Below are 23,560 nucleotides of genomic sequence, written 5' to 3'. Positions count from 1 at the left end.
AAGAATAGCGGGCACGTTAGTATGCGCTATTAAAGGTACAAGGAGTGTAAAATGACTAAGCAAACAGTGTTGATTATAGGTAATGGCCCCGTCGAAAAGGATGTAAGTAAAGCCTTAAGCAGCTTTGATAGAGTGGTGCGCTTTAATATGTGTGCAAATATGCCTGCAAACTTAGGCCAAAAATGTACTGATTTATGGCTAGTAGGAAGAGGTAAGCAAGGCGCAATGCTTTGCGCAGCGTTTCCATGTATAGATATAACGCAGCTGAAAAATGTCATGATCACCGACCCAAAACCTAGCTTATTTACCCAACCTTTTTATAAGCTAATTAACCGCAGGGGCTGTATTGACCATGGTGATGAAATAATACGTAAATATAGCCCGCACGCCAACGTGAGTCGCATCGCCCAGCACGATAAAACAGCATTATTAAAACACTTATATACGTTTGGTAAACCTGCTTTTAGAGCTATAACACCCAGTTCGGGAACGTTAGCCATTGAGTACTTTTTAAAGCAGCAAGCACAGGTGTATATTATCGGCTTTGGTTTTAAGGGCTGGAAGCGTCATCCGTGGGATTTAGAAAAGCGGTATGTGGAGTCACTTATTGCTGAGCAAAAAGTTCAGGTATTAAAAAGCCCCAGTTAATGCTGGGGCTAAAAGTTATTACCAAATCATCTCAACAAATTCAGGGTGATCGATATATGGGTTGCGATTCCCCTGAAACTCAAAAGCTGCTTGGTTTCGGTCAAGCTCCATTTGGCTAACAGGGTCGGCGTTATGCCAGTTTAGTAGCATAGCTACCACCCAACTCTCGAATACTTGATTACTAGTACCGTTAAGGACTGCATTACTGGCTGTTGTGTTGTTTTGCCACGAGCCAATTACGTTCTCATAGCGAGTTGCCATGTAAAAGTATGCGCGTGCAAAGTCGCCTTTAAATTCATCAATGGGTTCAAAAACCGTTCCTGTGTAATTTAATGAACTAGTGGCACTGCCTAATTTACTGCCATTTGTTGATGTGAACGTTGCGCTTGCTACTTCACCAAACGGGAAGTTACTGCGTTTTGAATTAACATACCCATCGGTAGCGTAGATGTGGTGCACGTCTGAATTCATTGGTTCAACAGTGCCACCAAACCAGCTTTTAGGGAATGAATGCTCACGGTTATAGCAATCGGCTTCACTGTTATACGTACCACACTGATCGCTCACCGCGGTATAGGTATAGCTGTCGCTACCATTTGACTTTTCACTATACATATCTAAAATACTGTTATCGTTTTCAAAGTATTTATCGCGTGCTGAGGAGTCGTAAAAATTCCAAATAGCTGAGTAACCTTGCGAGCTGTGATTTTTGATAATGTTATAAAGCTCAGTTTTTAATGCATAGCCCGATAACCCCTGAGTTGTTACGTAGTAACCTGTGGGTGTTGGGTTAGTGCCGCCACCAGTATCACCGCCAGAGCCACTGCCTAGCTCAAACGTGGTGCTATCAGTGCTGCTAAAGCTTGCACCGCTTGCAAGCTCTGTAGAGCCATAAGTTAGGCTATAGCTACCGTTACCAACATTACAGCACATACCGTCGCCATAACTGTCGCTCATAACTAAAGAGTAAGTACCATCAGTTAAACAAACTTGCTCATTGTATTGCGTATTTGAGGCGTAGCCACTGCCGTTTGCGATACCGCTACCTTGGCTGTTATTAATCACCCAGCTGGTTTCGCTGCCGTAGTTATCGGTATTAAGTGTTAAGGTAAGGCTATGGTCGTTACAGCTGCCTGAAGCGCCACCGTCTGTATTAGGCAAAAAGTTATCTACATAAACGGTTTCATTGCCATCAAAGCCGCTCATATCGTAAAAACGTAAACCCACATTAATGGTTTTGTTACTGCTTGGCGTATAGCTGTGGCTAATAGTTTGCCATTGGTTAGTTTGTGCTTGGTTAGAGTACCCTTGGTAGCCATCTACATAAAGGCGGGCTCTTATGTTTCCTTCAGTGTGATATACATCCACGGAGAAATCATATGTTTTGCCAGCTTCCACACTGACTTGTTGTAATAAGTCGGTATTGCTTTGCGAGCCGGTGGTTACGTTTACAGCTGCTGCGCTGTTTGCGTTATTTATGATATTGTTCGAGCGCGATACATTAATGCCGCTATCAATGGTAGTCCATGCGTCAGGGGTATTCCCTGTCCACTGCTCAAAGCCGCCATTTGTGATATTGGCCATTGCTGGGGTGGCGGCAATGAGTAATGCCGTGCTAAGTAATTTATTTTTGTATGTCCCGTGTGACATGATTGTTCCTATTTTTATAGTTGAGTGAATAACATACACTATCTGTATAAGGTTACAAATTTGTTAAATACAAAATTAATAAAATAGCAATAATAAGCCTTTAAGCTGTTTTTGAAGGTCTTAATATAAATTAATAACTAAATGGAATAACAAAGCAGATTCTATTCTTTTTTTCTCACTGCATAGCCCGCTATCCTGCACACTAATAAAACCTCAGCAGAGTTACTCTGGGTGGGGTAAAACTCATTTTGAACAGCGCATAACGTGGGCTGTATGTAATTTTCAGGGTTATGGGGAACAAATTCATGTTGTTAGGTCAACTTAACGCAGCGGCAAGCCCGCTAACGCAAGAGCAAGTACAAAAGCTGCAAGGCTTAGTGGCAGAACTTAATCCGATTCAGCAGGCGTGGGTAAGTGGTTACTTAGCAGCAAATGCAAACGCGTCAGCTCTTGGTGGGCAAACGCCTACGGCCGCTGCAGGCGATGCTGCACCGTTAACTATTTTGTATGGCTCGCAAACGGGTAATGCAAAAGGTGTGGCGACTAAGCTTAAAGAGCAAGCAGAGTCGCGCGGTTTAGCTGTAAAACTTGTGAGCATGTCTGACTACAAACCTACAGCCCTGAAAAAAGAAAAGTTTTTAACCGTTGTTGTATCTACCTACGGTGAGGGTGAACCACCTGAAGACGCTGAAACATTGTATGAGTTTTTAGCCACCAAAAAAGCACCTAAGCTTGATGGTGTTAAAGTCGCCGTACTTGGTTTAGGTGATTCTAGCTATGAGTTTTTCTGTCAAACCGCGAAAGACTTTGAAGCGCGTTTAAACAAACTTGGCGCAGAAACTATTTTCCAACGTGCCGACCTAGATGTTGATTATGATGACGAAGCAGCCACGTGGATCACTGGTGCACTTGATGCATTCGAACCTGATTTAAAAGCACAGCAAGACGCAGCAGGCGGGCAAGTCGTTTCTATGCCATTTGGTGCGCCAACAGCGGCAGCAAGCCAATACACTAAGCAAAACCCATTTGCGGCAGAGCTTGTTACCGTACAAAAAATTACAGGGCGTGATTCTACTAAAGATGTTCGCCATGTTGAGATTTCGCTTGAAGGCTCAGACATTACCTACTTACCTGGTGACTCATTAGGTGTGTACTTTTTAAATGACGAAGCGCGTGTAGATGAGCTACTAACACACACGCAAATCGATGCAAGTGCACAGGTAAAAGTGGGCGAAGAGTCATTGTCTATTCGCGATGCATTAATCGAAAAGTTAGAGCTTACTCAGTCATACCCTGGCTTTGTAGAAAAGTACGCAGTTGCAACGGGCACACCTGAGCTACTTAAGCTTGTCGAAGATAAAGCTGCGATGCGTGAGTACATTGAACCACGTCAAATCTTTGATGTAGTGGCACAAAATCCTGCAAAAATAGATGCACAAACCTTAGTTGATTGCCTACGTAAACTACAAGCGCGCTTGTACTCAATCGCTTCAAGCCAAAGCGAGGTTGAAGAAGAAGTGCACTTAACGGTAGGGTTAGTTGAGTTTGACGCCTTTGGCAGCGAACATTTAGGCGGATGCTCTGGTTATTTAGCGCGTCGTGCTGAAGAAGGGTGTAAAGTTAAAGTATTCAGTGAGCATAACGATAACTTCCGCTTACCTAGCGATGATAATACCCCCATTATTATGGTTGGCCCAGGTACCGGTATTGCACCATTCCGTGCATTTTTACAAGAGCGTGACTCGCGAGAAGCACAAGGCAAAAATTGGCTATTTTTCGGTAACCCACACTTTACACAAGACTTCTTGTACCAAGTAGAAATTCAGGGTTATTTAAAATCAGGCCTATTAAGCAAAGTTGACGTTGCATTTAGCCGTGACCAAGCCGAAAAAGTATACGTTCAAGACAAACTACGCAAAAACTCAAAAGAAATTTTTGAGTGGCTAGAAGCGGGTGCGCATTTTTATGTGTGTGGCGATGCAAACCGCATGGCAAAAGATGTACACAATGCCTTAGTTGATATCATCAGCGAAAACACCGGTAAAAGCTACGAAGACGCCGAGCAATATTTAAAAGACTTACGTAGCGCTAACCGCTATCAGAAAGACGTGTATTAATCACGTTTCTTATTTTATTAACAGCTAGCAGCCGTCACTGTAACAAATTTAGGATTTAAAATGAGCGAACAAGATAAAAACGTAAAACTTTCTGATAACGAACGTTTAAAAAGAGAAAGTAACTTTTTACGTGGCACTATAGAGCAAGATTTAAAAGATGAAATTACCGGTGGTTTTACAGCCGATAACTTCCAACTTATACGTTTTCACGGTATGTACCAGCAAGATGACCGCGATATACGCCCAGAGCGTGCAAAGCAAAAGCTAGAGCCGTTGCACAATGTAATGCTACGTGCACGTATGCCAGGCGGTATCATCAAGCCAGAGCAATGGCTTGCAATTGATAAATTTGCCGATGAAAAAACAAGCTACGGCAGTATTCGTTTAACAACACGTCAAACGTTTCAATTTCATGGTGTATTAAAGCCAAATATTAAAGGCATGCACCAAATGCTAAATAGCGTTGGCATTGACTCTATAGCAACTGCAGGTGACGTAAACCGTAACGTACTATGTACAACTAACCCTGTTGAGTCAGAGCTGCACCAAGAAGCGTACGAGTGGGCTGCAAAAATTTCTGAGCATTTATTACCAAAAACAAAAGCATACGCTGAAATTTGGTTAAATGGCGAAAAGGCAGAAACCACAGAAGAGCCAATTTTAGGCTCAACGTATTTACCGCGTAAGTTTAAAACCACGGTCACTATTCCGCCTAACAACGAAGTTGATGTGCATGCGAACGACTTAAACTTTGTCGCTATTGCAGAGGATGGCAAGCTTGTGGGCTTTAACGTACTCGTAGGTGGTGGCCTTGCTATGACTCACGGTGATACGGCTACGTATCCGCGAAAAGCAGATGACTTTGGTTTTATCCCACTTGAGCACACACTGAAAATTGCTGAGCACGTTGTATCAGTGCAGCGCGATTGGGGTAACCGCTCAAACCGTAAAAATGCAAAAACTAAATACACACTAGACCGCGTTGGCACAGATGTATTTAAAGCGGAAGTAGAAAAACGTGCTGGTGTAAGCTTTGCGCCAAGTCGCCCTTATGAGTTTACTCACCGTGGCGACCGTATCGGTTGGGTAGAAGGCATTGATGGTAAACACCATTTAACGCTATTTATTCAAAGCGGCCGTATTTTAGATTACCCAGGTAAGCCATTAAAAACAGGTTGTCGTAAAATTGCAGAAGTGCACCAAGGCGATATGCGCATGACGGCTAACCAAAACTTAATTATTGCCGGTGTGCCTGCCGATCAAAAAGCAGTCATTGAAGAAATAGCCCGTAACCACGGCCTTATTGATGACAAAGACACTGAGCAACGTAAAAACTCAATGGCGTGTGTAGCATTACCTACGTGCCCGCTTGCTATGGCCGAAGCTGAGCGTTACTTACCCAGCTTAATTGAAAAAACCGAAGCGCTACTTGCTAAGCATGGCATACCTGATGACAGTATTATTATGCGTGTAGTAGGTTGCCCTAACGGTTGTGGCCGCGCAATGCTTGCAGAAGCCGGTTTAGTAGGTAAAGGCCCTGGTAAATACAACGTTTACCTAGGCGGTAATTTAGAAGGTACACGCATTCCAAAACTGTACCTAGAAAACGTAGGTGAAGATGTTTACCTAGACGCGTTTGATAAGCTAATTGGCCAGTGGGCAAGCGAGCGAAACGACGGTGAATGTTTTGGTGACTTTGTAATTCGCAAAGGCATTGTTGCTGAAGTAAAAGTATCAGTAACCGATTTTCACGCTTAAATTAAATACCCACGCAGCGCGTGGGTGAGGTTTAAAATTGACCATGAGTGAATTTAAAAACATATTACAGCTTGATAAGCAAAGCCAAGCGGCATTGCTTGCAGATGCAAACGGCATACTAGCACCAATGAGTGTGGAGCAGCGTGTTGCATGGGCGCTAGAGCACTTACCGGATACCGCTTTTTTATCATCAAGTTTTGGTATTCAAGCGGCGGTAATGCTGCATTTAGTAACATCGCAGCGTCCTGATATTCCTGTGGTATTAACCGATACAGGTTATTTATTTCCAGAGACGTATCAGTTTATTGAACAAATGACTACGCGTTTATCACTTAATTTAAAAGTGTATAAAGCCGAGCTAAGCCCAGCGTGGCAAGAAGCTAAGTACGGTAAATTGTGGGAACAAGGCGAAGCCGGTATTAAGCAATATAATCAGCTTAATAAAGTTGAGCCAATGACACGTGCATTAAAAGAAATAGGTGCAGGTACCTGGTTTAGTGGCCTGCGCCGTGACCAATCATCGACCCGAGCAGACAAACAATTTGTCGAAATAAGCCGAGGTACGGTAAAAGTATACCCAATTATTGAATGGTCAAACCGCGATGTATACCAATACCTTACTAAGCATGATTTACCTTACCACCCGTTATGGGAGCAAGGTTATGTGTCGATGGGTGATGTGCACACTACGCGTAAACTAGAGCCGGGTATGAGCGAAGAAGAAACGCGCTTTTTTGGTTTAAACCGCGAATGCGGGCTGCATATTGACGGCGACGGTATTTAAAAAAGCGAATACTAAACAACTATTTAAACGCAACTTAGGTTGCGTTTTTTATTGCAAAAAAATTGCCTGATTAAGAATTTTTTATTAGACTTGTTTTTCAAGGATTCATTTTTAAGCAGGAACGCTATGAAATACTTCACCTACTTGGCAATATCAGTCATGATCATTGCTGTTATCTCTTTGTTTTACCTTAAAAAGCCTGATGGCCAAACGTGGCTTTCTGGTTCGTTAATTAGTGCTGAATCTCACAAAATTAAAGAAAAAATGGTCGCGTTATCTACCAATACGCTTAATCAGGCTGTGCAAGGTGCAAAGCAAGCGGGCGATAAAATTGCGCAAAGTGTAAACAGTGATGCCGCAACAATTAAACCAGGTAGCAAAATTTATAAGTGGCAAGATACAAACGGCCAATGGCATTTTTCTGATACGCCTAATGAAGATGGTAAAAGCATTGAGGTAACACTTGATGCCCGTGATGTAACGGTTGTAGCTGCAGAAGATACTTCAATTCTAAGCAGCAGTGCGAACACTTCAAAAAAGAGTATCCAGCCACCGACACCTACCGTTTACAACGCTGAATCTATTCAAAAACTGTTTGAAGATGCCGAAAAGGCAAAGCAAAAATTAGAGCAACGCAGTAAAGAAATACAAAGTATAGGTGGGTACTAGGCAAGTATAATTTGCTTGTAAAAAGCGATGAAATATTCGCGCATAAAAAAGCCTAGCAATTGCTAGGCTTTTTAGTTTTAAGTATATGATTAGTCAAGCATATTACGTAAAACGTATTGTAGAATGCCGCCGTGTTTGTAGTAATCCCACTCTTTAGGGGTATCTATACGTACATCGGCACTAAAGCTGACTTTTTTGCCCTCAGCATTAGTGGCAATAATGCTCACTTCATTCGTTTTATCGTACAAACCTTCAATATCAAATTGCTCTTGGCCAGTTAGGTTTAATGATTCGTGGCTTTCACCCTCTTTAAACTGTAAAGGCAGTACACCCATACCAATAAGGTTAGAGCGGTGAATACGCTCATAACTTTGTGCAACCACCGCTTTTACACCTAATAAAAGCGAGCCTTTTGCTGCCCAATCGCGTGATGACCCAGTACCGTACTCTTTACCCGCTAACACAATTAATGGTGTGTTACTTTTTTCATATTCCATTGCGGCATCGTAAATGCTGGCAAGTTTGTCATCAGGTTGGGTGCGAGTAACGCCACCTTCTGTACCTGGGGCGAGTAAGTTTTTAAGCCTAACATTTGCAAATGTGCCTCGCATCATCACTTCGTGGTTACCACGGCGAGAACCATACGAGTTAAACTGCGCTTTTTCTACGCCTTTTTCCTGTAAGTAAATACCGGCTGGCGCTTCAGCTTTAATTGCCCCCGCAGGAGAGATATGATCTGTTGTTACTGAATCGCCAAGTTTAGCCAAACAACGCGCCCCTTCAATTGTTGGCACGCCTGGTGGCTCAACGCTCATGCCCTCAAAGAATGGTGCTTTTTTGATGTAAGTTGACCCCTCATCCCAATCGTAGAGCTTACCATCAGGTATTTGAATTTTTTGCCAACGGCTGTCGCCTTCGTATACGTTAGCATAGCTTTTTTCGAACATTTCTTTGGTTACCGTTTTTTGTACTAGTTCGTTGACTTCGCTTACGCTTGGCCAAATGTTTTTCAGGTAAATATCGTTACCGTTTTCATCTTGCGCAAGTGGCTCGTTGTATACATCTATGTCTGTACGCCCTGCAATTGCATACGCTACCACAAGTGGAGGCGAGGCTAAAAAGTTCATTTTAACGTCTTGGTGTATACGCCCTTCAAAGTTACGGTTACCCGATAAAATAGAGCTTACAACCAATTTGTGTTTTTGAATAGCTTCGCTAATTTCATCTGCAAGCGGGCCTGAGTTACCTATACACGTGGTACAGCCATAACCGACCAAATTAAAGCCTAATGCCTCTAGGTCATCCATTAGGTCGGCTTTTTCAAGGTAGTCGGTGACCACTTGTGAGCCCGGTGCAAGCGATGTTTTAACCCAAGGTTTTACGTTAATACCTAGCTGCTTGGCTTTTTTAGCTACTAAGCCTGCGGCTAAAATTACACTGGGGTTAGAAGTGTTTGTACAGCTTGTAATGGCGGCAATAACACAGGCACCGTCGTTTAGCTCAAATTCTTGGCCTTTAAATTTTACTTTGGCTGCCCCCATAAACTGCGCTTCGTCTACTGGTTCATCTGGGTTAGTGGTTGGGCCTTCACTTTCAATGCGTGCTTCTTCAATATCGCTTTTATCACGACGCGCCATACGCTCATCTTGGAAACCTTTAAGGTGCTGGCCTATCACATCACCAGCTTTATCAAGTGTAATTCTGTCTTGTGGGCGCTTAGGACCTGCAAGGCTTGGCACTACATCGTCTAATTTAAGCTCTAGGGTATCGGTGTAATGCGCTTCGTCGCCTTCATGGCGCCATAAGCCTTGGTGTTTAGCGTAGTCTTCAATCAGTTTAAGGTGATCTTCATCGCGGTTCGTTAAACGCAGGTAGTTAATGGTTTCATCATCAATTGGGAAAATACCACATGTTGCACCGTACTCTGGCGCCATGTTAGCAATAGTTGCTCTATCAGCTAGCGGTAAATCAGCTAGGCCGTCACCATAAAATTCAACAAATTTACCCACCACTCCATGGTTTCGTAGCATTTCGGTAACGGTAAGTACTAAATCGGTAGCAGTGGTACCCTCGGGTAAACGGCCATTTAATTTAAAGCCCACCACTTGAGGAATAAGTAAGCTAATCGGTTGTCCAAGCATGGCGGCTTCGGCTTCGATACCGCCTACGCCCCAGCCTAGCACACCTAAGCCATTAATCATGGTGGTGTGCGAATCAGTCCCTACTAGGGTGTCTGGGTAGGCTATTGATTTTCCGTTCTTATTGTCGTTAAAAACAACACGCGCTAAAAACTCCAAGTTTACTTGGTGAACAATACCTGTAGCAGGTGGGACTACCTTTAAATTATCAAAAGCAGTTTGCCCCCAGCGTAAAAATTCGTAGCGTTCTTTGTTACGCTCGTACTCTAGCTTGGCATTTAAATCAAACGCACCGTCGTCACCGTAGCCATCTACTTGTACAGAATGATCTATTACAAGTTCAGCAGGAGAAAGCGGGTTTATTTTTGCAGGATCGCCCCCTAGCTTTTCCATTGCATCACGCATAGCGGCTAAATCAACAATGGCGGGAACACCTGTAAAATCTTGCATGACAACACGGGCGGGTGTAAAAGCCACCTCAGCTGAGGGTTTTGCTTTAGGGTCCCAGTCAAGGAGGGCCTGAATGTCTTGTTCTTTTATATTTACACCATCTTCATTGCGTAGCAGGTTTTCTAGTAATACTTTGAGAGAAAAGGGCAATCGCTTTGCTTTGTCGCCTAATCCTTTAAGTGAGTGAATATGGTATTGCTCGCCATTAATCGTTAATTGTTGTTGGGTGTCGAAACTATTCATTTTTTGCCCCTTTGATAGTTAGGATTATGTCCTTGATAAAATAACGTGTTTATTTGCCATTAGTTTGCAAAGTGCATACCAGAGATAATAAATATGACAAATCAGGCTAAAAAGCAGGTTGTGCAATGCATGTTTTTTAGACAGTCTTAGTATAGAAGTGCTACCTAAAATTGTTTTTTCAAGTAGCAAAAAATGAGTTTAAAAAAGGAGGTAAGGTTAGTTTAACCAACCTTGCTGTTTGCTTTTTATGCTTAAATATAAAAGCAAAAACGCAATAACAATCACTAAAATAGGCATAAACACTGCGCTTATCCCCAGCATTTTAATGCTATTTATCACAAAGAAGTTATAAAACTGCTGAATAAATATCGCTACCAACGATAGCGCAAATGTAGGTGTTGCAAGCGCATTTTTGGCCAGTAGTAGTATGCAGCCAAGGGTGCCACCTAATACCGCTACAGCAAATGCAATGGTCGACCACAAAGGCACGTTTGAATAGGCAGCTTGTTGATCTAGCGGGAGTTTACTTATCATTTCGGGGGTCATCATAAGGTGCATTACAAATGCAAAAACACCTAGTAAATTCCAAATAAGTGCTGCCCATAGGGCGGGTTTAAACCAATTAGGGGTGACGGAGGTTGCCATATTATTACCTTGTTTTTATTGTAATTTACGAGGTAATTAAAGAGCAAAAAGGCTCACTGTTCAAGCGAGCCTATACATATAATAAAAATGGCACAAAGCGCTAATGGCTAGCCAAATGAGATAGGGCGGCGCCCTGTTTTTTCATCAACCTTTGGTTTTTTAGTGCGTTTTCTTTTATTTTTTGCAGGCTTTTGCGCTGTTTCATTGGGCGCTTTTTCTACCTGCGGCTGGGTTGTTACCACTGGGCGCTCTACAGGGGTTGCATCTTCACTTAAAGTGAGTTGAAAAAGCTCGCCATCAAATTCAAGTACATCGCCACTGTATAATTTTTTCCGTTTTATTGTACATATTTCATGGTTAACCCCAACATAACCTTCAGCTATAAGGTTTTTAGCTTGACCGCCACCTTCTACTAAATCGAGTACTTTTAGTAATTTACAAAGCTCTATGGGCTCTTCTTCAAGTTCAATTTCTATATATTCTTCTGACATGGTTATCTCTGTTGGTGGCGCATAAGCAGCAAGTATAAAGGCTTGCACTGTTTTTTGCACCTAGCAAGCGCGCCCTAGCGGGATAAAAAAAGTGTGATAAATATAAAACTTTTTCAACTTTAAAAAAACTGCAGCATTTGATGCGTATGCTCTGGCAAAAATTTGGTGTGCTATTTGCTATTGCTTTGGCAAATAAAAAGTGTACCTACATAAATGGTAAGAATTTAACCGTTTTAATTGTTTAGGTCTGCATATAATTGGAGCAGTAAATGGGCATTAGATTAGCAATGAAAAAAGAGCTAATGGGCTTAGATAATTCAGATATGCTGACAGCAGATGATGTAAGAGCTCACCTGGCTAACTCGGTAAAAACAGAAAAAGAGAAAGATGAACGCGGTTTTTCGGTTATTTCTAAGTTCAATGATACGCACAGTCGGCTAATTAGTGGTGATCCACTTAAAAAATCAAAGTTAGAATTTGAACGTCATCGCTTATTTAACGAAGTTTTATACACTCGACAAAGTGTTGATGCATGGTTGGATAGCCAAACACGTTAATTTTGCTATCAATAGTTACTTCTACTAGACTACATTTGTAATCAATAGGGGTAACTATGAAAAGTGGAATTTTAATTTGTGCGTGGGTACTTCTATTAACTGCGTGCCAACAACCAACTGTTTATGTTTTTAGCGAAAACTTGCAAGAGGAGCAACGCAAACAGCTAGACGCTGCACTAAATGCACAAAACCTCCCTTTTGAATACGTAGAGCTAGATATCCCATCGGATTTTGGTGAAGCCACATTGCTTTTATCAAGTGATAAAATTTACCAAAAAGAGACAGAGCAGCTAGCTACTATTATGCAGGGGCTAGGTTACGAGCCACAAGTTAACTATACAACGCGATCAAATCATTTTTATGGCGATGGCAATATAGGCTTTTATTTAAAAAATGCAGATAGCAATAGCCAATTTGTTATGCCTAAGCAGCTAAGAACAACCCAATGCAGCGACGATAAATACAATGATTTAGTGGTCAAATTTGTAAATGAGCATGTTGATTTTACGCTACCCAGTGGTGCAGTAGTGAGACTGAAGTGGGAGTATTTATATGGTTATGTTGTTATTTATTATAAATCCTACTCGCAAACATACAGCCACTCACAGCCATTGGTAAATACACCCTTTGGGGCTAAACCATCCGATACTTACACATTTACGGCACACGTAAATAATCCCGGTTGGCTTGATTGCTCATTGCAGATTGTTTATATGGATTGATCTAACCGTGGGTTTCTATGTGCTCACTAAGTTTAGCAATGCGTAAGCTCATGCCCTCTATAATTCGGTCTTTAATTTTTTCGCGTATCACATTTGGTAAGCGAGTCAGTGCTTCTGGGGTAATGGCAAGTACTATGGTGTCGGTTTTAGCGCGAGCGCTCGTACTGCGCTCGCGGTTATTTATAAATGCGCCTTCACCGATAAACTCACCGGGCTCTATAGTTCCAAGCTCCAGCAAGTGGTTATGTTTAAAAACAAGTAACGCACCACTTAATACAATGTATAAGCGTTTGTCGTTATCGTATTGTTTAAATAAATACTGATGCTGGTTAACTAAATACAATAACCCAAACGACTCTAGTAGCACTTGGCGTTCAGCAAGGGTGAATTCTTTAAAAAAGTGCAATCTATTCACTATTTCCATTTGTTTAAATAATGGAATGTGTTCTATTAATTTCATCCTAAGGCCAACGAGTAACAGTTAGAAACTAGTTAATATTGCGCTCTTTTAATTTGCGGGTCAACGTGTTGCGCCCCCAGCCAATTTTTATGGCTGCATCTTGTTTATGGCCAGAGCAATTAGCTAATGCTGTTTTTATCAGGCGAGTTTCAAGTTGTGCTTGAATATCAGGCCAAATATTTTCTTTACCTTGCTTAAGCTCTTGGTTGAGCCATTGCTGAAACGCATCAAGCCAATCACCTTCTTGTTGAACAGGCGCCGCATCAATGATCTCTGGTGGTAGGTCTTGCTCACTTACTAATTCACCAGGGGCCATAACGGTTAACCAGCGACAGGTATTTTCGAGTTGGCGCACATTACCAGGCCAGCTAAATAGCCTAAGTTGCTCTGTGGCTTTTGGGCTGAGAACTTTACTTTCTACTTGTAGGTCTTTTGCGCTTTTGTGTAAAAAGTGTTGCGCTAAGCGTTCGATGTCTTCGGTTCTTTCTCTAAGAGCTGGTAAACGAAGGCGCACAACGTTTAAACGATGAAATAAATCGTCCCTAAATTTACCCTGTTTTACCAAATCTTCTAAATTTTGATGCGTTGCAGCAATAATGCGTACATCAACCTTAATACTTTGGTGTCCGCCCACACGGTAAAACTCACCATCGGCGAGTACGCGTAATAAACGTGTTTGCACATCCAGTGGCATATCGCCTATTTCATCTAAAAACAGTGTGCCGCCATTGGCTTGTTCAAAGCGGCCTTTACGAACGCTATCGGCACCCGTAAATGCGCCTTTTTCGTGGCCAAATAACTCAGACTCCACAAGCTCTTTTGGAATAGCGGCCATGTTTAATGCAATAAACTGGTTTTCTTTACGCGGGCTGTGGTTATGTAAAGCACTGGCCACAAGCTCTTTACCTGTGCCTGACTCACCATTAATGAGTACACTCATACTTGAAGCCGAGAGTTTACCTATCGCTCTGAACACTTCCTGCATCGCAGGGGCTTCGCCAATAATATGGGCACTTTTAGGTGGGGCTTGTTTACGTTTGGTTTTTTTAGTTGAGTTTGCTCTGCAGGCGCTTTCGATTAAGGCCACTGCTTCGTTTAAATCAAAGGGTTTGGCTAAGTACTCAAACGCGCCTTTTTGAAACGCGTTAACTGCAGAGTCTAAATCTGAGTGCGCGGTCATTATAATAACCGGCAGCCCAGGGTTTTGCTCTGCTATCAGTTCAAGCAGTGCCATGCCATCCATGCCTGGCATCCGTACGTCAGATACCAGCACGGTTGGCTGGCTAAATTTTAGCGCACTTAACACGTCTTGCGCATTGGCGAAGCTTTCTGCTTCAAATCCTGCACGTGTTAGCGCCTTTTCTAATACAAAGCGAATTGATGCGTCATCATCTACAAGCCAAACTGTTTTCATGCCAACTCCAAAACATTAATCTGCAAAAGGCAGATAGATATTAAATTCAGTATGGCCAGGCCAGCTATCGCAGTCTATATAACCATCGTGCTGATCGATGAGCGTTTGTGCGATTGAAAGCCCTAGCCCTGAGCCACCTTCTTTGTTGGTGATCATCGGGTAAAACAATGTCTCGCGAACGCTAGGGTCTATGCCTGGTCCATTATCAGAAACCTGGATCAACAAGGCTTTTTTAGGGGCTTTTCCGGGGCGGCGATATTGATGATTAATGCGGGTCTTTATTTTTATCTCACCGCCATCCACTAACGCCTGTTGAGCATTACGAACTATGTTAAGTACTACTTGCTGAACTTTGCCTTGGTCTATAAACACATCTGGAATACTTGGATCGTAGTCTTTAACTAGATTAATATTTTTACAGTTATCTAATGTGCTTAATTTGACAACCGACTCAAGTGTTTGGTGAATATTGCCATACGACTTTTGCGGAAGCTGATTTGGCCCAAGTAGCCTATCAACTAATTCACGTAATCGGTCTGCTTGCTCAATTATAAGTTCAGCGCATTCGTCCCTTTCTTGTTGATCCACCTCGTACTGCAATAACTGCGCCGCTCCGCGTATTCCTCCTAAAGGATTTTTAATTTCGTGAGCAAGTCCTCTAATCAAATTTCGCGCTGCTTGATATTGATGCATTTGATTAGAGGCTTTGTCGTGTTTTATTTCTTCATCGGTTTTACGACACTCGAGCAAAATATAGCGCTCGTTTTCAAATTTAACTTGGCGTGATGTAATGGCTATTTTCGCATGTCGAGAATCTATAAAGACCACGTCAGCTCTGTGCTGGCTGCAATCTACACCATCAATAAGTGAGTACTGAGCTATGCGTTCTAAATCCACAGAGTGGTAATTAAATAAGCTGTTAAAGGTCTGCCCAATAATGCGTTTTTTACCCAGGCCAAGTAGCTCGCTAGTGCTGGTATTGGCATAAACAAGGATAAAATTTTTATCAAGTAACATGACCGATGTTGTTTGGTTTTGCCAAATGGCATTAAGAAGTTCGGGGCTGAAATTTTGATTGTTTGGCATCTTTGCACCACTTTAGTGCGTTAATATTTGCAAGCAAGTTTTGATCAGTAAATACTGCTGCGCTAATTTTATTATCTGAGTCATTGTACTTAGTTTATAGCCTTTCTTTGCATAACAAAGGTGCTAGGCTGACTGATAGCAATGGCTTGATTTTGTTTGTTATAAAGTTTGAGATACAAAGTATGAGTGCCGTTTTCAACATTCCGTATAGCAAATGTTGATAAACCGCTTGCAGGCCCATACGCATTACCGTTTAAAAATAGCTGTACAGTAAAGCCTGCCTCAAAACGCGGTGTTATTCGGCTTGTGACGTACACTGAGCCTGTGTTCTCGCGCACAGTTTGGTTATGAGTAGGTGACGATATCATAATTTGAAAACGATTAAGGCGCGTTGGTTGTAGTGAATCAGGGGTGTGTTTATCGGCATCAGACAAAGTAAGATCTTGGCTATTTAATTTTATTTCATGCGCGCCGCTGCGTGGTGTATCTGAGAACACTAAAACACCATTTTTATCTTTCCAAGCATAAATCTTATCATTGCCTGCGTAACTATAAATGCTTAATCCTAAAGCAAAAAATAGTAATAATATCCTGTAATTCACATTGCTACCCTGCATCTTTTGTAATTACATAACTTTAGTGGAGATAACCCTAATTTACCATAAAAAAAAGCCCGCTAAGCGGGCTTGAGAACACACATTTATTATCTTATCGATAATTTACTCTACAGCGTATTAAACGCTGTAGTACATTTCAAACTCAACTGGGTGAGTTGTCATGTTAAGCTTTTCAACTTCTTGAGATTTAAGAGCAATGTAAGCGTCGATTAAATCATCGGTAAATACGCCACCTTGCGTTAAGAATTCACGATCAGCACTTAGTGCTTCTAGCGCTTCTTCTAAAGAAGATGCAACTTGTGGAATTTCTGCTGCTTCTTCTGCAGGTAGGTCATATAAATCCTTATCCATAGCATCGCCAGGGTGGATTTTGTTTTTAATACCGTCAAGGCCAGCCATTAGCATTGAAGCAAATGCTAGGTAAGGGTTAGCTGTTGGATCAGGGAAACGTACTTCTATACGACGACCCTTTTCAGATGGTACTACTGGGATACGGATTGATGCAGAGCGGTTACGCGCAGAGTATGCAAGCATTACTGGCGCTTCAAAACCCGGTACTAAACGTTTGTACGAGTTAGTAGAAGCGTTTGCAAATGCGTTAATTGCTTTAGCATGCTTAATAATACCGCCAATGTAGTAAAGTGCATCTTCAGAAAGACCGCCGTACTTATCACCAGCAAAAAGGTTAACACCGTCTTTTGCTAAAGATTGGTGACAGTGCATACCAGAGCCGTTATCACCTACAACAGGCTTAGGCATAAATGTGGCTGTTTTTCCGTAAAGGTGAGCCATGTTATGGATAACATATTTCATCTCTTGGATTTCATCCGCTTTTAATACCATTGTATTAAAGCGAGTCGCGATTTCGTTTTGACCAGCTGTAGCAACTTCGTGGTGGTGCGCTTCTACTACTTGGCCTAGCTCTTCAAGTACTAAACACGTAGCTGAACGCCAATCTTGTGAAGAGTCAACAGGTGAACAAGGGAAGTAACCACCTTTAACACCTGGACGGTGGCCAGTGTTACCACCTTCATACTCTTTGTCTGAGTTCCATGCTGCTTCAACAGCATCAATTTTGTACATAGAACCAGACATATCTGACTTGTATTTAACATCATCAAATAGGAAGAATTCTGGCTCAGGGCCAAATAAAACAGTGTCTGCGATACCGGTAGATTTCATGTACTCTTCAGCGCGCTTAGCAACCGAACGAGGGTCACGCTCGTAACCTTGTAATGTAGATGGTTCTACAACATCACAACGCACGATAAGCGTTGCTTCTTCTGTAAATGGGTCTAATTTTACTGAATCAGCAACAGGCATAAGTACCATGTCTGATTCGTTAATGCCTTTCCAACCTGCAATTGAAGAGCCGTCGAACATTTTGCCGTCTTCAAAAAAATCTTCATCTACTTGGTGATGAGGAATAGAAACATGTTGTTCTTTACCTCGAGTATCAGTAAAGCGTAAATCAATGAACTTAACGTCATTTTCTTTAATAAAATCTAAAACCGATTGTGACATGTGTCCTCCAACTGTTGGGTTTTATTATTGCTGCATTAAATGCTTTGGGTTTAGGTAAGCCGATTTTATGCCATTATTTTAACTTGCTGTTTATAAAGACTAAAATTGTTATTGCACAAAAGTGGTCATGCACTTTGCACTTTTGTGGTGCGTAAAATATCCATATTGGTGCAAAAATTTCACGCTTTATTCTGCACGTATTTTAATCACCTAAATCAGCTTAACTTAAATAGTAAATAGTGCCAAAGCAAACAACAAATTAGCTAAAAAACGACAATTTATGTAATTTTCCGAAATTTATTTCATATAATTGTCATATAAAAAACAGATACTTAGTAAAAGTATTGAGAAAGTTTTTAAAATTATATTGGATAAACTTTCATCCATGTCATTAATGAGGGATAATATGCGCCCTTTTAAATCCTATGCTGGGACATCTGGTGAAAACGCAGATGAGTGCGTAGATCTTGCAGGATCAATGAGAATAAACTTCTCTGAGTAAAAATATGAGCATCGAACAGTTAAGAAATATAGCGATTATCGCGCACGTTGACCACGGTAAAACAACGTTGGTTGACAAACTACTTGAGCAATCAGGTACATTAGAAACACGCGGCGGTAACGAAGAGCGTGTGATGGACTCAAACGACATTGAGAAAGAACGTGGTATTACCATTTTGGCTAAAAATACGGCCATTTCATGGAAAGATTACCATATCAATATCGTAGATACCCCGGGACACGCCGATTTTGGTGGTGAAGTTGAACGCGTACTTTCGATGGCTGACTCAGTATTATTACTTGTTGATGCTCAAGAAGGTCCAATGCCGCAAACGCGTTTCGTAACGCAAAAAGCATTTGCGCAAGGCTTAAAGCCAATTGTTGTTATCAATAAAATTGACAAACCAGGTGCACGCCCTGATTGGGTTATGGATCAAATCTTTGATTTATTTGATAACCTAGGTGCAACTGATGAACAGTTAGATTTTAAAGTAATCTACGCTTCAGCAATCAACGGCTGGGCTACATTAGATTTAGACGAGCCGTCTGACAACATGGAACCTATGTTCCAAATGATTGTTGACGAAGTATCACCACCAGAAGCTGATCCTGAAGGTGATTTCCAAATGCAAATCTCTCAGCTTGATTACAACTCTTATAAAGGTGTAATTGGTGTTGGTCGTATTAAGCGTGGTTCTGTTGCGCCAAACCAACAAGTGACTATCATCAGTGCTGATGGTACAACTCGTAACGGTAAAATTGGTTCAGTGCAAAGCTACTTAGGCCTTGAGCGTATTGAAACTGACCGTGGTTACGCAGGTAATATCGTAACAGTAACGGGTATTGGTGAGCTTAAAATTTCAGACACAGTGTGTGCACCTAACAATGTTGAAGCGCTACCTCCACTAAGTGTTGATGAGCCTACAGTAACAATGACGTTCTCTGTAAATACATCACCGTTTGCTGGTAAAGAAGGTAAATTTGTAACCTCACGTAACATTCTTGAGCGTTTACAAAACGAGCTTGTACACAACGTTGCACTTCGTGTTGAAGAAACGGATAACCCAGATAGCTTCCGTGTATCTGGCCGTGGTGAATTACACCTTGGTATCTTAATCGAAAACATGCGTCGTGAAGGTTACGAGCTAGCTGTATCACGTCCTGAAGTTATTCTACGTGAAGTAGACGGTGTACTAGAAGAACCGTACGAAACAGTAACAATTGACTGTGAAGAAGAACACCAAGGTTCTATCATGGAGCAAATTGGTCTTCGTAAAGGTGAACTTACCGACATGTCTCCAGATGGTAAAGGCCGTATGCGTATGGACTTTATGATCCCAAGCCGTGGTTTAATCGGTTTCCAAACTGATTTCATGACGCTTACCTCTGGTTCAGGTCTTATGTACCATACGTTCGATCACTACGGTCCTCATAAAGGTGGTACTATTGGCTCACGTAAGAACGGTGTAATGATTGCAAATGCAACTGGTAAAGCACTTACTAATGCATTATTCAACCTACAAGAGCGTGGTAAATTATTCATCGGTCACGGTGTTGAAGTTTACGAAGGTATGGTTATCGGTATTCATAGCCGTGATAACGACCTAACAGTTAACGCACTTAAAGGTAAGCAACTTACTAACGTTCGTGCATCTGGTACAGATGAAGCGCAAACACTTACGCCACCATTGAACTACACACTTGAGCAAGCGCTTGAGTTTATCGATGATGACGAGTTAGTAGAAGTAACACCTGAGAACATTCGTATTCGTAAGCGTCACTTAACTGAAAGTGAGCGTAAACGTGCGGGTCGTGCAGCTAAAGCTTAATTGCCTTTAGAATAAGCATAGTAAAAGCCGCTGTATTGCAAAATACAGCGGCTTTTTTGTTTTTAAAGTAGAGAAGCTTTCAGTTTTTAGTTATTAGTATTGAGATCTAAAGGGCAATGCCTCTTATCCTCTTTGTGAATAATTAACTTAAAAAATATTTGCACAAAGAGAAGGGAGTGAGCAGTAAAAGAGTCAGAGCTGAAACAATCGATAACTCAAAGCATCTGTAATTGGTGCTAGGATATTTTTTCGTTGGGTTTCGCTGCGCTCGACCTAACCTACGTATCAACTATTTATTAGTGGTTACTTTTTGGCGGTAGAATGCTTTTTCTAAATGCACCAGTATTTAGAGTCCGTTCTATAGTGAAACTGCCAAATGTATTTATCTCTAAAAGCGCAGCGCCTCTTAACCTCTTTGTGAATAATTCACTTAAAAATATTTGCACAAAGAGAAGGGAGTGAGCAGTAAAAGAGTCAGAGCTGAAGCACTCGATAATGCAAAGTATCTGTAATTGATGCTAGGATATTTTTTCGTTGAGTTTCGCTGCGCTCAACCCAACCTACGTTTTCAATTATTTTGTTAGTGGTTACTTACTTTTTGGCAGCAGAGTAATTTTGCCAAATACGTCTGCATCTATAAAACCACGGTTTCTGTCGCCGTTTACTGGCTGTACTTCGTGAGAGCCCATAAAGTGCTCACGCACCTTGCTGCCATCGTTATCGCAATACGCGAGCATAAAACCAATGACGTGTTTTTCACTTAGCGTAATGGGTGTGTTTACAGCGCCTTCTTGGTAATCGTTAGGGTAGAGCTTTATAGCGACTTCCCAGGTGATGTTATAGGGCGCTTTGGTATTGCGCTTCCAGTTACTGATTAGGTGGTCGGTATACAAATGGGCCTTTTTATCGGGGCCGTAATCGGCAGCCTGATTATCAAGACCAATATGATAAGCCATTGCAGTATGGTTAAATTGGTGAATCCCACCCGAGGCATCGCTGTCGATAAAAATTTCCAGCGCATCGTCATCCCAATATTTTACGGTCGGGTCTGGGTGCGTATCAATAAGTACATCGTCAGTTATATCCGCTTGTAAATACAGGTAGTTTTTATCCCACAATAGGCGGTAACGGCCTTTAAAGTCGGCCTCTGATGTGGGCAAGGTGCCATCCATTAAATGAGGCATATCATGCCACGTTGCTTTATCCCATGCGCTTTCAGACACGCCATCAATAGTAATTGGGGTTGATGTGTGTGCTACATCAATGGCCATTACTGGGGCGCTTAATAAACAGCTTAAAGCTAATGCGTGTTTTTTCATTAATTTCTCAATGTTAATATGTATTTAGGTATAACAATCATCCTAAAACAGTTCGGCAATGAGTTACAGTGAAATACTTTCGCCTTCGTTTAAAATATATAAGGGTGTGGTTGAAGCCATTTTATTGTGCATATGTAGCAATCTTAACAGTGCTGAATGGCTTGTCCGGTCGCCCATTTTCCAGCTTGAGTTACCATAACCCCACGGTATCATTACTTTGCAGTTAAGATCTTGCGACGCGTTCAGTGCATCCTCTGGTGTGGTGTGTACATAACGATACCATTTAGGGTTCTCTTCACTGTAATACGAGGCTATGGGCAATAAGCATATATCTATATCACCATATTTTTGCTGAATGTCTTTAAAGTGCTTTGAGTAACCGGTGTCGCCTGCAAAAAATAAGGTATTGCCGTTTTGCTCAAGCAACCAGCCATTCCATAGGTCTTTATCGTTATCTTCGTAAATAAAGGGCACCAATACGCGGCTACTAAAGTGGTGCGCTGGTAGGGCATGAATCGTTAAATCATCAAGCTGGGTTTTTGCATACCAGGCCATTTCGCTAATGTTATACCCTCCAGTAGGGAAGTTGTCGGCCATACCTAATGGCGTTAAGTAGCGAGGTTTATTACCAAGCTCTTCTATATCGGCTTTATTAAAGTGATCGTAATGAATATGCGAGTACATCACTGCACTTAAGCTTTTAAGCTCGTTTTGTGTAAGCCAATCGCCGGGTTGCCTGTAAAACCCTGAGGCTAACCTAAAGGCTAAATCAACAGGTGAGTCGAACTGCTCTTTTACAGGGTCAAATAGCACGTATTGTCTGTTAGGTGTGCGGATCATAAACCCAGCGTGTCCTAGCCAGCGCACGGTAAAGCCCGTATTTAAATTAATTGGCTTTTGCGCAGCAATAAATTGGCAATCTTCAGCGTTTTGTTTGCATTGTAATTTAGGGCTTGGTGGGTAGCAGTCGGTTTCGCAGGTGGTGGGGTAGGTTTTTTTGCCAGGGTAGAGGTTATAAAAGCGTCCTTTTCGCTCGCCTGTTTGATGCTGCGGGGTGAGCGTGTTTTCTCCTGCAATCACCTCAATGCGATTGGCGGTTTCGCAAGCGCTAAGTAATCCACAAATAAATACAAGGCTGGTGGTTTTTAGTTTCATTGTTGTTTTCTATTATTATTTTTATAAAAGTATAGCAACATCGGTGAATTGAAGAATGCTTCAAAGGTAACAAAACGTAACAAAAAAGCCTGCATTATGCAGGCTTTGTCAGGCAAATTTAAACACTTAGCCTGCGTTATTCATTTGTTCTATAAACTTGTTTGAATCAGCAATTGATTTATTCATGTCGTTCATCAGCACTTGAATATCACGTTTTAAATTAGTGAACTCGCCTTTAATGGCGGCAACCGCTTGTGCGTTTAAGTTATGCTTTAAGTACAGTACGTTATCTTGTAAAGAGGATAGCACAGGCTCCATTTTGCTCTCTGCACTGCGCATAGAACGCAGTAACTGGCTAAATTGGCGTTGTGTAGCCGCTAGCTTTTTACTGCTTTCGCGTTTAAGCGACGCGCTTTTGTATTGCTCAAGCTCATCGCTCCATTCGTCAAATAAAGCTTCTGCTACATCTTCTACTTTATTAATATTGCTCGACACTTCATTAGCGGCTGCTAAGCTCGACTCATAATCGTCGTTAAGTTGATTGTAGGCATCTTGTAACTCGCCGCCATCAAAATTAATTAAAGTTGTTAGGCGCTCAAGTGCTGATTGAAATTCTTCTTGCGACTCTTCTTGTGAATCTTTGGTTTCTTCTACGCGGTCAATAAGAATGTCGCGCTTATGTACACCTACTTTTTCCATTGCAGAATAATAGGCCGATTGACAGCCCGATAAAGTAAGCGTAATGGCCAGTACCGAGACGCTAAGTAATGTTTGTTTTTTCAT

Annotated in this window: 20 protein-coding genes; 8 read left to right on the top strand and 12 right to left on the bottom strand. The window is 41.7% G+C overall.

What is annotated here, in order from left to right; genetic code table 11:
- Window positions 1-51 precede the first annotated feature (51 nt).
- A complete protein-coding gene (locus tag AN389_RS07735) occupies window positions 52-648 on the top strand; it encodes a hypothetical protein (protein WP_055019541.1) in 597 nt (198 codons plus the stop codon).
- 18 nt (window positions 649-666) lie between these two features.
- Here AN389_RS07735 and AN389_RS07730 read toward each other — a convergent pair whose 3' ends face one another.
- The gene (locus tag AN389_RS07730; RefSeq protein ID WP_055019540.1) at window positions 667-2,298 is read right to left on the bottom strand and encodes an endonuclease; all 1,632 of its coding nucleotides are present in this window, start codon (window positions 2,296-2,298) and stop codon (window positions 667-669) included.
- 305 nt (window positions 2,299-2,603) lie between these two features.
- Here AN389_RS07730 and AN389_RS07725 point away from each other — a divergent pair, with 305 nt between their 5' ends.
- The 4 genes from AN389_RS07725 (at window position 2,604) to AN389_RS07710 (ending at window position 7,626) form a co-directional block, all read left to right on the top strand.
- Window positions 2,604-4,415 carry an assimilatory sulfite reductase (NADPH) flavoprotein subunit gene (locus AN389_RS07725; RefSeq protein ID WP_055019539.1) on the top strand — a complete coding sequence of 604 codons (1,812 nt, stop codon included), beginning with the start codon at window positions 2,604-2,606 and terminating at the stop codon, window positions 4,413-4,415.
- A gap of 60 nt (window positions 4,416-4,475) precedes the next feature.
- A complete protein-coding gene (gene cysI, locus AN389_RS07720) occupies window positions 4,476-6,173 on the top strand; it encodes an assimilatory sulfite reductase (NADPH) hemoprotein subunit (RefSeq protein WP_055017716.1) in 1,698 nt (565 codons plus the stop codon).
- Window positions 6,174-6,216: 43 nt separating this feature from the next.
- Window positions 6,217-6,957 carry a phosphoadenylyl-sulfate reductase gene (locus AN389_RS07715; protein WP_055019538.1) on the top strand — a complete coding sequence of 247 codons (741 nt, stop codon included), beginning with the start codon at window positions 6,217-6,219 and terminating at the stop codon, window positions 6,955-6,957.
- Window positions 6,958-7,083: 126 nt separating this feature from the next.
- On the top strand, window positions 7,084-7,626 hold the full coding sequence (locus AN389_RS07710) for a DUF4124 domain-containing protein (protein WP_055016511.1): 543 nt from the start codon (window positions 7,084-7,086) through the stop codon (window positions 7,624-7,626).
- Between the two features lie 89 nt (window positions 7,627-7,715).
- Here the strand turns inward: AN389_RS07710 and acnA are convergent, their stop codons facing one another.
- From acnA to AN389_RS07695, 3 genes are all read right to left on the bottom strand, one after another.
- Window positions 7,716-10,457 carry an aconitate hydratase AcnA gene (gene acnA, locus AN389_RS07705; protein WP_055017719.1) on the bottom strand — a complete coding sequence of 914 codons (2,742 nt, stop codon included), beginning with the start codon at window positions 10,455-10,457 and terminating at the stop codon, window positions 7,716-7,718.
- Between the two features lie 216 nt (window positions 10,458-10,673).
- A complete protein-coding gene (locus AN389_RS07700) occupies window positions 10,674-11,102 on the bottom strand; it encodes a hypothetical protein (RefSeq protein ID WP_055016509.1) in 429 nt (142 codons plus the stop codon).
- A gap of 107 nt (window positions 11,103-11,209) precedes the next feature.
- Window positions 11,210-11,593 carry an RNA-binding S4 domain-containing protein gene (locus tag AN389_RS07695; protein ID WP_055016532.1) on the bottom strand — a complete coding sequence of 128 codons (384 nt, stop codon included), beginning with the start codon at window positions 11,591-11,593 and terminating at the stop codon, window positions 11,210-11,212.
- Between the two features lie 269 nt (window positions 11,594-11,862).
- Between AN389_RS07695 and AN389_RS07690 the strand changes: the two genes are divergently transcribed.
- Complete coding sequence (locus tag AN389_RS07690) at window positions 11,863-12,150, top strand: hypothetical protein (RefSeq protein ID WP_055016508.1); 288 nt, start codon at window positions 11,863-11,865, stop codon at window positions 12,148-12,150.
- A 56-nt stretch (window positions 12,151-12,206) separates the two neighbouring features.
- A complete protein-coding gene (locus AN389_RS07685; protein ID WP_055017720.1) occupies window positions 12,207-12,872 on the top strand; it encodes a hypothetical protein in 666 nt (221 codons plus the stop codon).
- A 1-nt stretch (window position 12,873) separates the two neighbouring features.
- On the opposite strand, the gene AN389_RS07680 is transcribed toward AN389_RS07685, so the two are convergent.
- From AN389_RS07680 to glnA, 5 genes are all read right to left on the bottom strand, one after another.
- Complete coding sequence (locus AN389_RS07680; RefSeq protein WP_055017721.1) at window positions 12,874-13,332, bottom strand: cyclic nucleotide-binding domain-containing protein; 459 nt, start codon at window positions 13,330-13,332, stop codon at window positions 12,874-12,876.
- A 28-nt stretch (window positions 13,333-13,360) separates the two neighbouring features.
- Entirely contained in the window at window positions 13,361-14,746 is a 1,386-nt protein-coding gene (ntrC, locus tag AN389_RS07675; protein ID WP_055016505.1) for a nitrogen regulation protein NR(I), read from the bottom strand.
- A gap of 15 nt (window positions 14,747-14,761) precedes the next feature.
- Entirely contained in the window at window positions 14,762-15,832 is a 1,071-nt protein-coding gene (glnL, locus tag AN389_RS07670) for a nitrogen regulation protein NR(II) (protein ID WP_055017722.1), read from the bottom strand.
- Between the two features lie 89 nt (window positions 15,833-15,921).
- Complete coding sequence (locus AN389_RS07665; protein ID WP_146258065.1) at window positions 15,922-16,434, bottom strand: DUF4124 domain-containing protein; 513 nt, start codon at window positions 16,432-16,434, stop codon at window positions 15,922-15,924.
- Between the two features lie 132 nt (window positions 16,435-16,566).
- Entirely contained in the window at window positions 16,567-17,973 is a 1,407-nt protein-coding gene (glnA, locus tag AN389_RS07660; protein ID WP_055016502.1) for a glutamate--ammonia ligase, read from the bottom strand.
- A gap of 506 nt (window positions 17,974-18,479) precedes the next feature.
- Here glnA and typA point away from each other — a divergent pair.
- Window positions 18,480-20,303 carry a translational GTPase TypA gene (gene typA, locus AN389_RS07655; protein WP_055016501.1) on the top strand — a complete coding sequence of 608 codons (1,824 nt, stop codon included), beginning with the start codon at window positions 18,480-18,482 and terminating at the stop codon, window positions 20,301-20,303.
- Window positions 20,304-20,890: 587 nt separating this feature from the next.
- Here the strand turns inward: typA and AN389_RS07650 are convergent.
- The 3 genes from AN389_RS07650 to AN389_RS07640 all read right to left on the bottom strand — a co-directional run bounded on the left by AN389_RS07650 (window position 20,891) and on the right by AN389_RS07640 (window position 23,560).
- Entirely contained in the window at window positions 20,891-21,622 is a 732-nt protein-coding gene (locus AN389_RS07650; RefSeq protein ID WP_055017724.1) for a CBM9 family sugar-binding protein, read from the bottom strand.
- Window positions 21,623-21,685: 63 nt separating this feature from the next.
- A complete protein-coding gene (locus AN389_RS07645; protein WP_055019537.1) occupies window positions 21,686-22,777 on the bottom strand; it encodes an MBL fold metallo-hydrolase in 1,092 nt (363 codons plus the stop codon).
- Between the two features lie 126 nt (window positions 22,778-22,903).
- Window positions 22,904-23,560 carry a DUF2959 domain-containing protein gene (locus tag AN389_RS07640; protein ID WP_055017726.1) on the bottom strand — a complete coding sequence of 219 codons (657 nt, stop codon included), beginning with the start codon at window positions 23,558-23,560 and terminating at the stop codon, window positions 22,904-22,906.

This window comes from Pseudoalteromonas sp. P1-7a, from assembly GCF_001401855.1.
Classification (GTDB): domain Bacteria; phylum Pseudomonadota; class Gammaproteobacteria; order Enterobacterales; family Alteromonadaceae; genus Pseudoalteromonas.
Note: the sequence above shows the minus strand (reverse complement) of the source record. Positions and strands in the feature narration are given on the sequence as shown.

Excerpts from the sequence above, each read along its gene's own strand:
- AN389_RS07735 (WP_055019541.1), top strand. The coding sequence starts at position 52 with ATGACTAAGCAAACAGTGTTGATTATAGGTAATGGCCCCGTCGAAAAG.
- AN389_RS07730 (WP_055019540.1), bottom strand. The coding sequence starts at position 2,298 with ATGTCACACGGGACATACAAAAATAAATTACTTAGCACGGCATTACTC.
- AN389_RS07725 (WP_055019539.1), top strand. The coding sequence starts at position 2,604 with ATGTTGTTAGGTCAACTTAACGCAGCGGCAAGCCCGCTAACGCAAGAG.
- cysI (WP_055017716.1), top strand. The coding sequence starts at position 4,476 with ATGAGCGAACAAGATAAAAACGTAAAACTTTCTGATAACGAACGTTTA.
- AN389_RS07715 (WP_055019538.1), top strand. The coding sequence starts at position 6,217 with ATGAGTGAATTTAAAAACATATTACAGCTTGATAAGCAAAGCCAAGCG.
- AN389_RS07710 (WP_055016511.1), top strand. The coding sequence starts at position 7,084 with ATGAAATACTTCACCTACTTGGCAATATCAGTCATGATCATTGCTGTT.
- acnA (WP_055017719.1), bottom strand. The coding sequence starts at position 10,457 with ATGAATAGTTTCGACACCCAACAACAATTAACGATTAATGGCGAGCAA.
- AN389_RS07700 (WP_055016509.1), bottom strand. The coding sequence starts at position 11,102 with ATGGCAACCTCCGTCACCCCTAATTGGTTTAAACCCGCCCTATGGGCA.
- AN389_RS07695 (WP_055016532.1), bottom strand. The coding sequence starts at position 11,593 with ATGTCAGAAGAATATATAGAAATTGAACTTGAAGAAGAGCCCATAGAG.
- AN389_RS07690 (WP_055016508.1), top strand. The coding sequence starts at position 11,863 with ATGGGCATTAGATTAGCAATGAAAAAAGAGCTAATGGGCTTAGATAAT.
- AN389_RS07685 (WP_055017720.1), top strand. The coding sequence starts at position 12,207 with ATGAAAAGTGGAATTTTAATTTGTGCGTGGGTACTTCTATTAACTGCG.
- AN389_RS07680 (WP_055017721.1), bottom strand. The coding sequence starts at position 13,332 with ATGAAATTAATAGAACACATTCCATTATTTAAACAAATGGAAATAGTG.
- ntrC (WP_055016505.1), bottom strand. The coding sequence starts at position 14,746 with ATGAAAACAGTTTGGCTTGTAGATGATGACGCATCAATTCGCTTTGTA.
- glnL (WP_055017722.1), bottom strand. The coding sequence starts at position 15,832 with ATGCCAAACAATCAAAATTTCAGCCCCGAACTTCTTAATGCCATTTGG.
- glnA (WP_055016502.1), bottom strand. The coding sequence starts at position 17,973 with ATGTCACAATCGGTTTTAGATTTTATTAAAGAAAATGACGTTAAGTTC.
- typA (WP_055016501.1), top strand. The coding sequence starts at position 18,480 with ATGAGCATCGAACAGTTAAGAAATATAGCGATTATCGCGCACGTTGAC.
- AN389_RS07650 (WP_055017724.1), bottom strand. The coding sequence starts at position 21,622 with ATGAAAAAACACGCATTAGCTTTAAGCTGTTTATTAAGCGCCCCAGTA.
- AN389_RS07645 (WP_055019537.1), bottom strand. The coding sequence starts at position 22,777 with ATGAAACTAAAAACCACCAGCCTTGTATTTATTTGTGGATTACTTAGC.
- AN389_RS07640 (WP_055017726.1), bottom strand. The coding sequence starts at position 23,560 with ATGAAAAAACAAACATTACTTAGCGTCTCGGTACTGGCCATTACGCTT.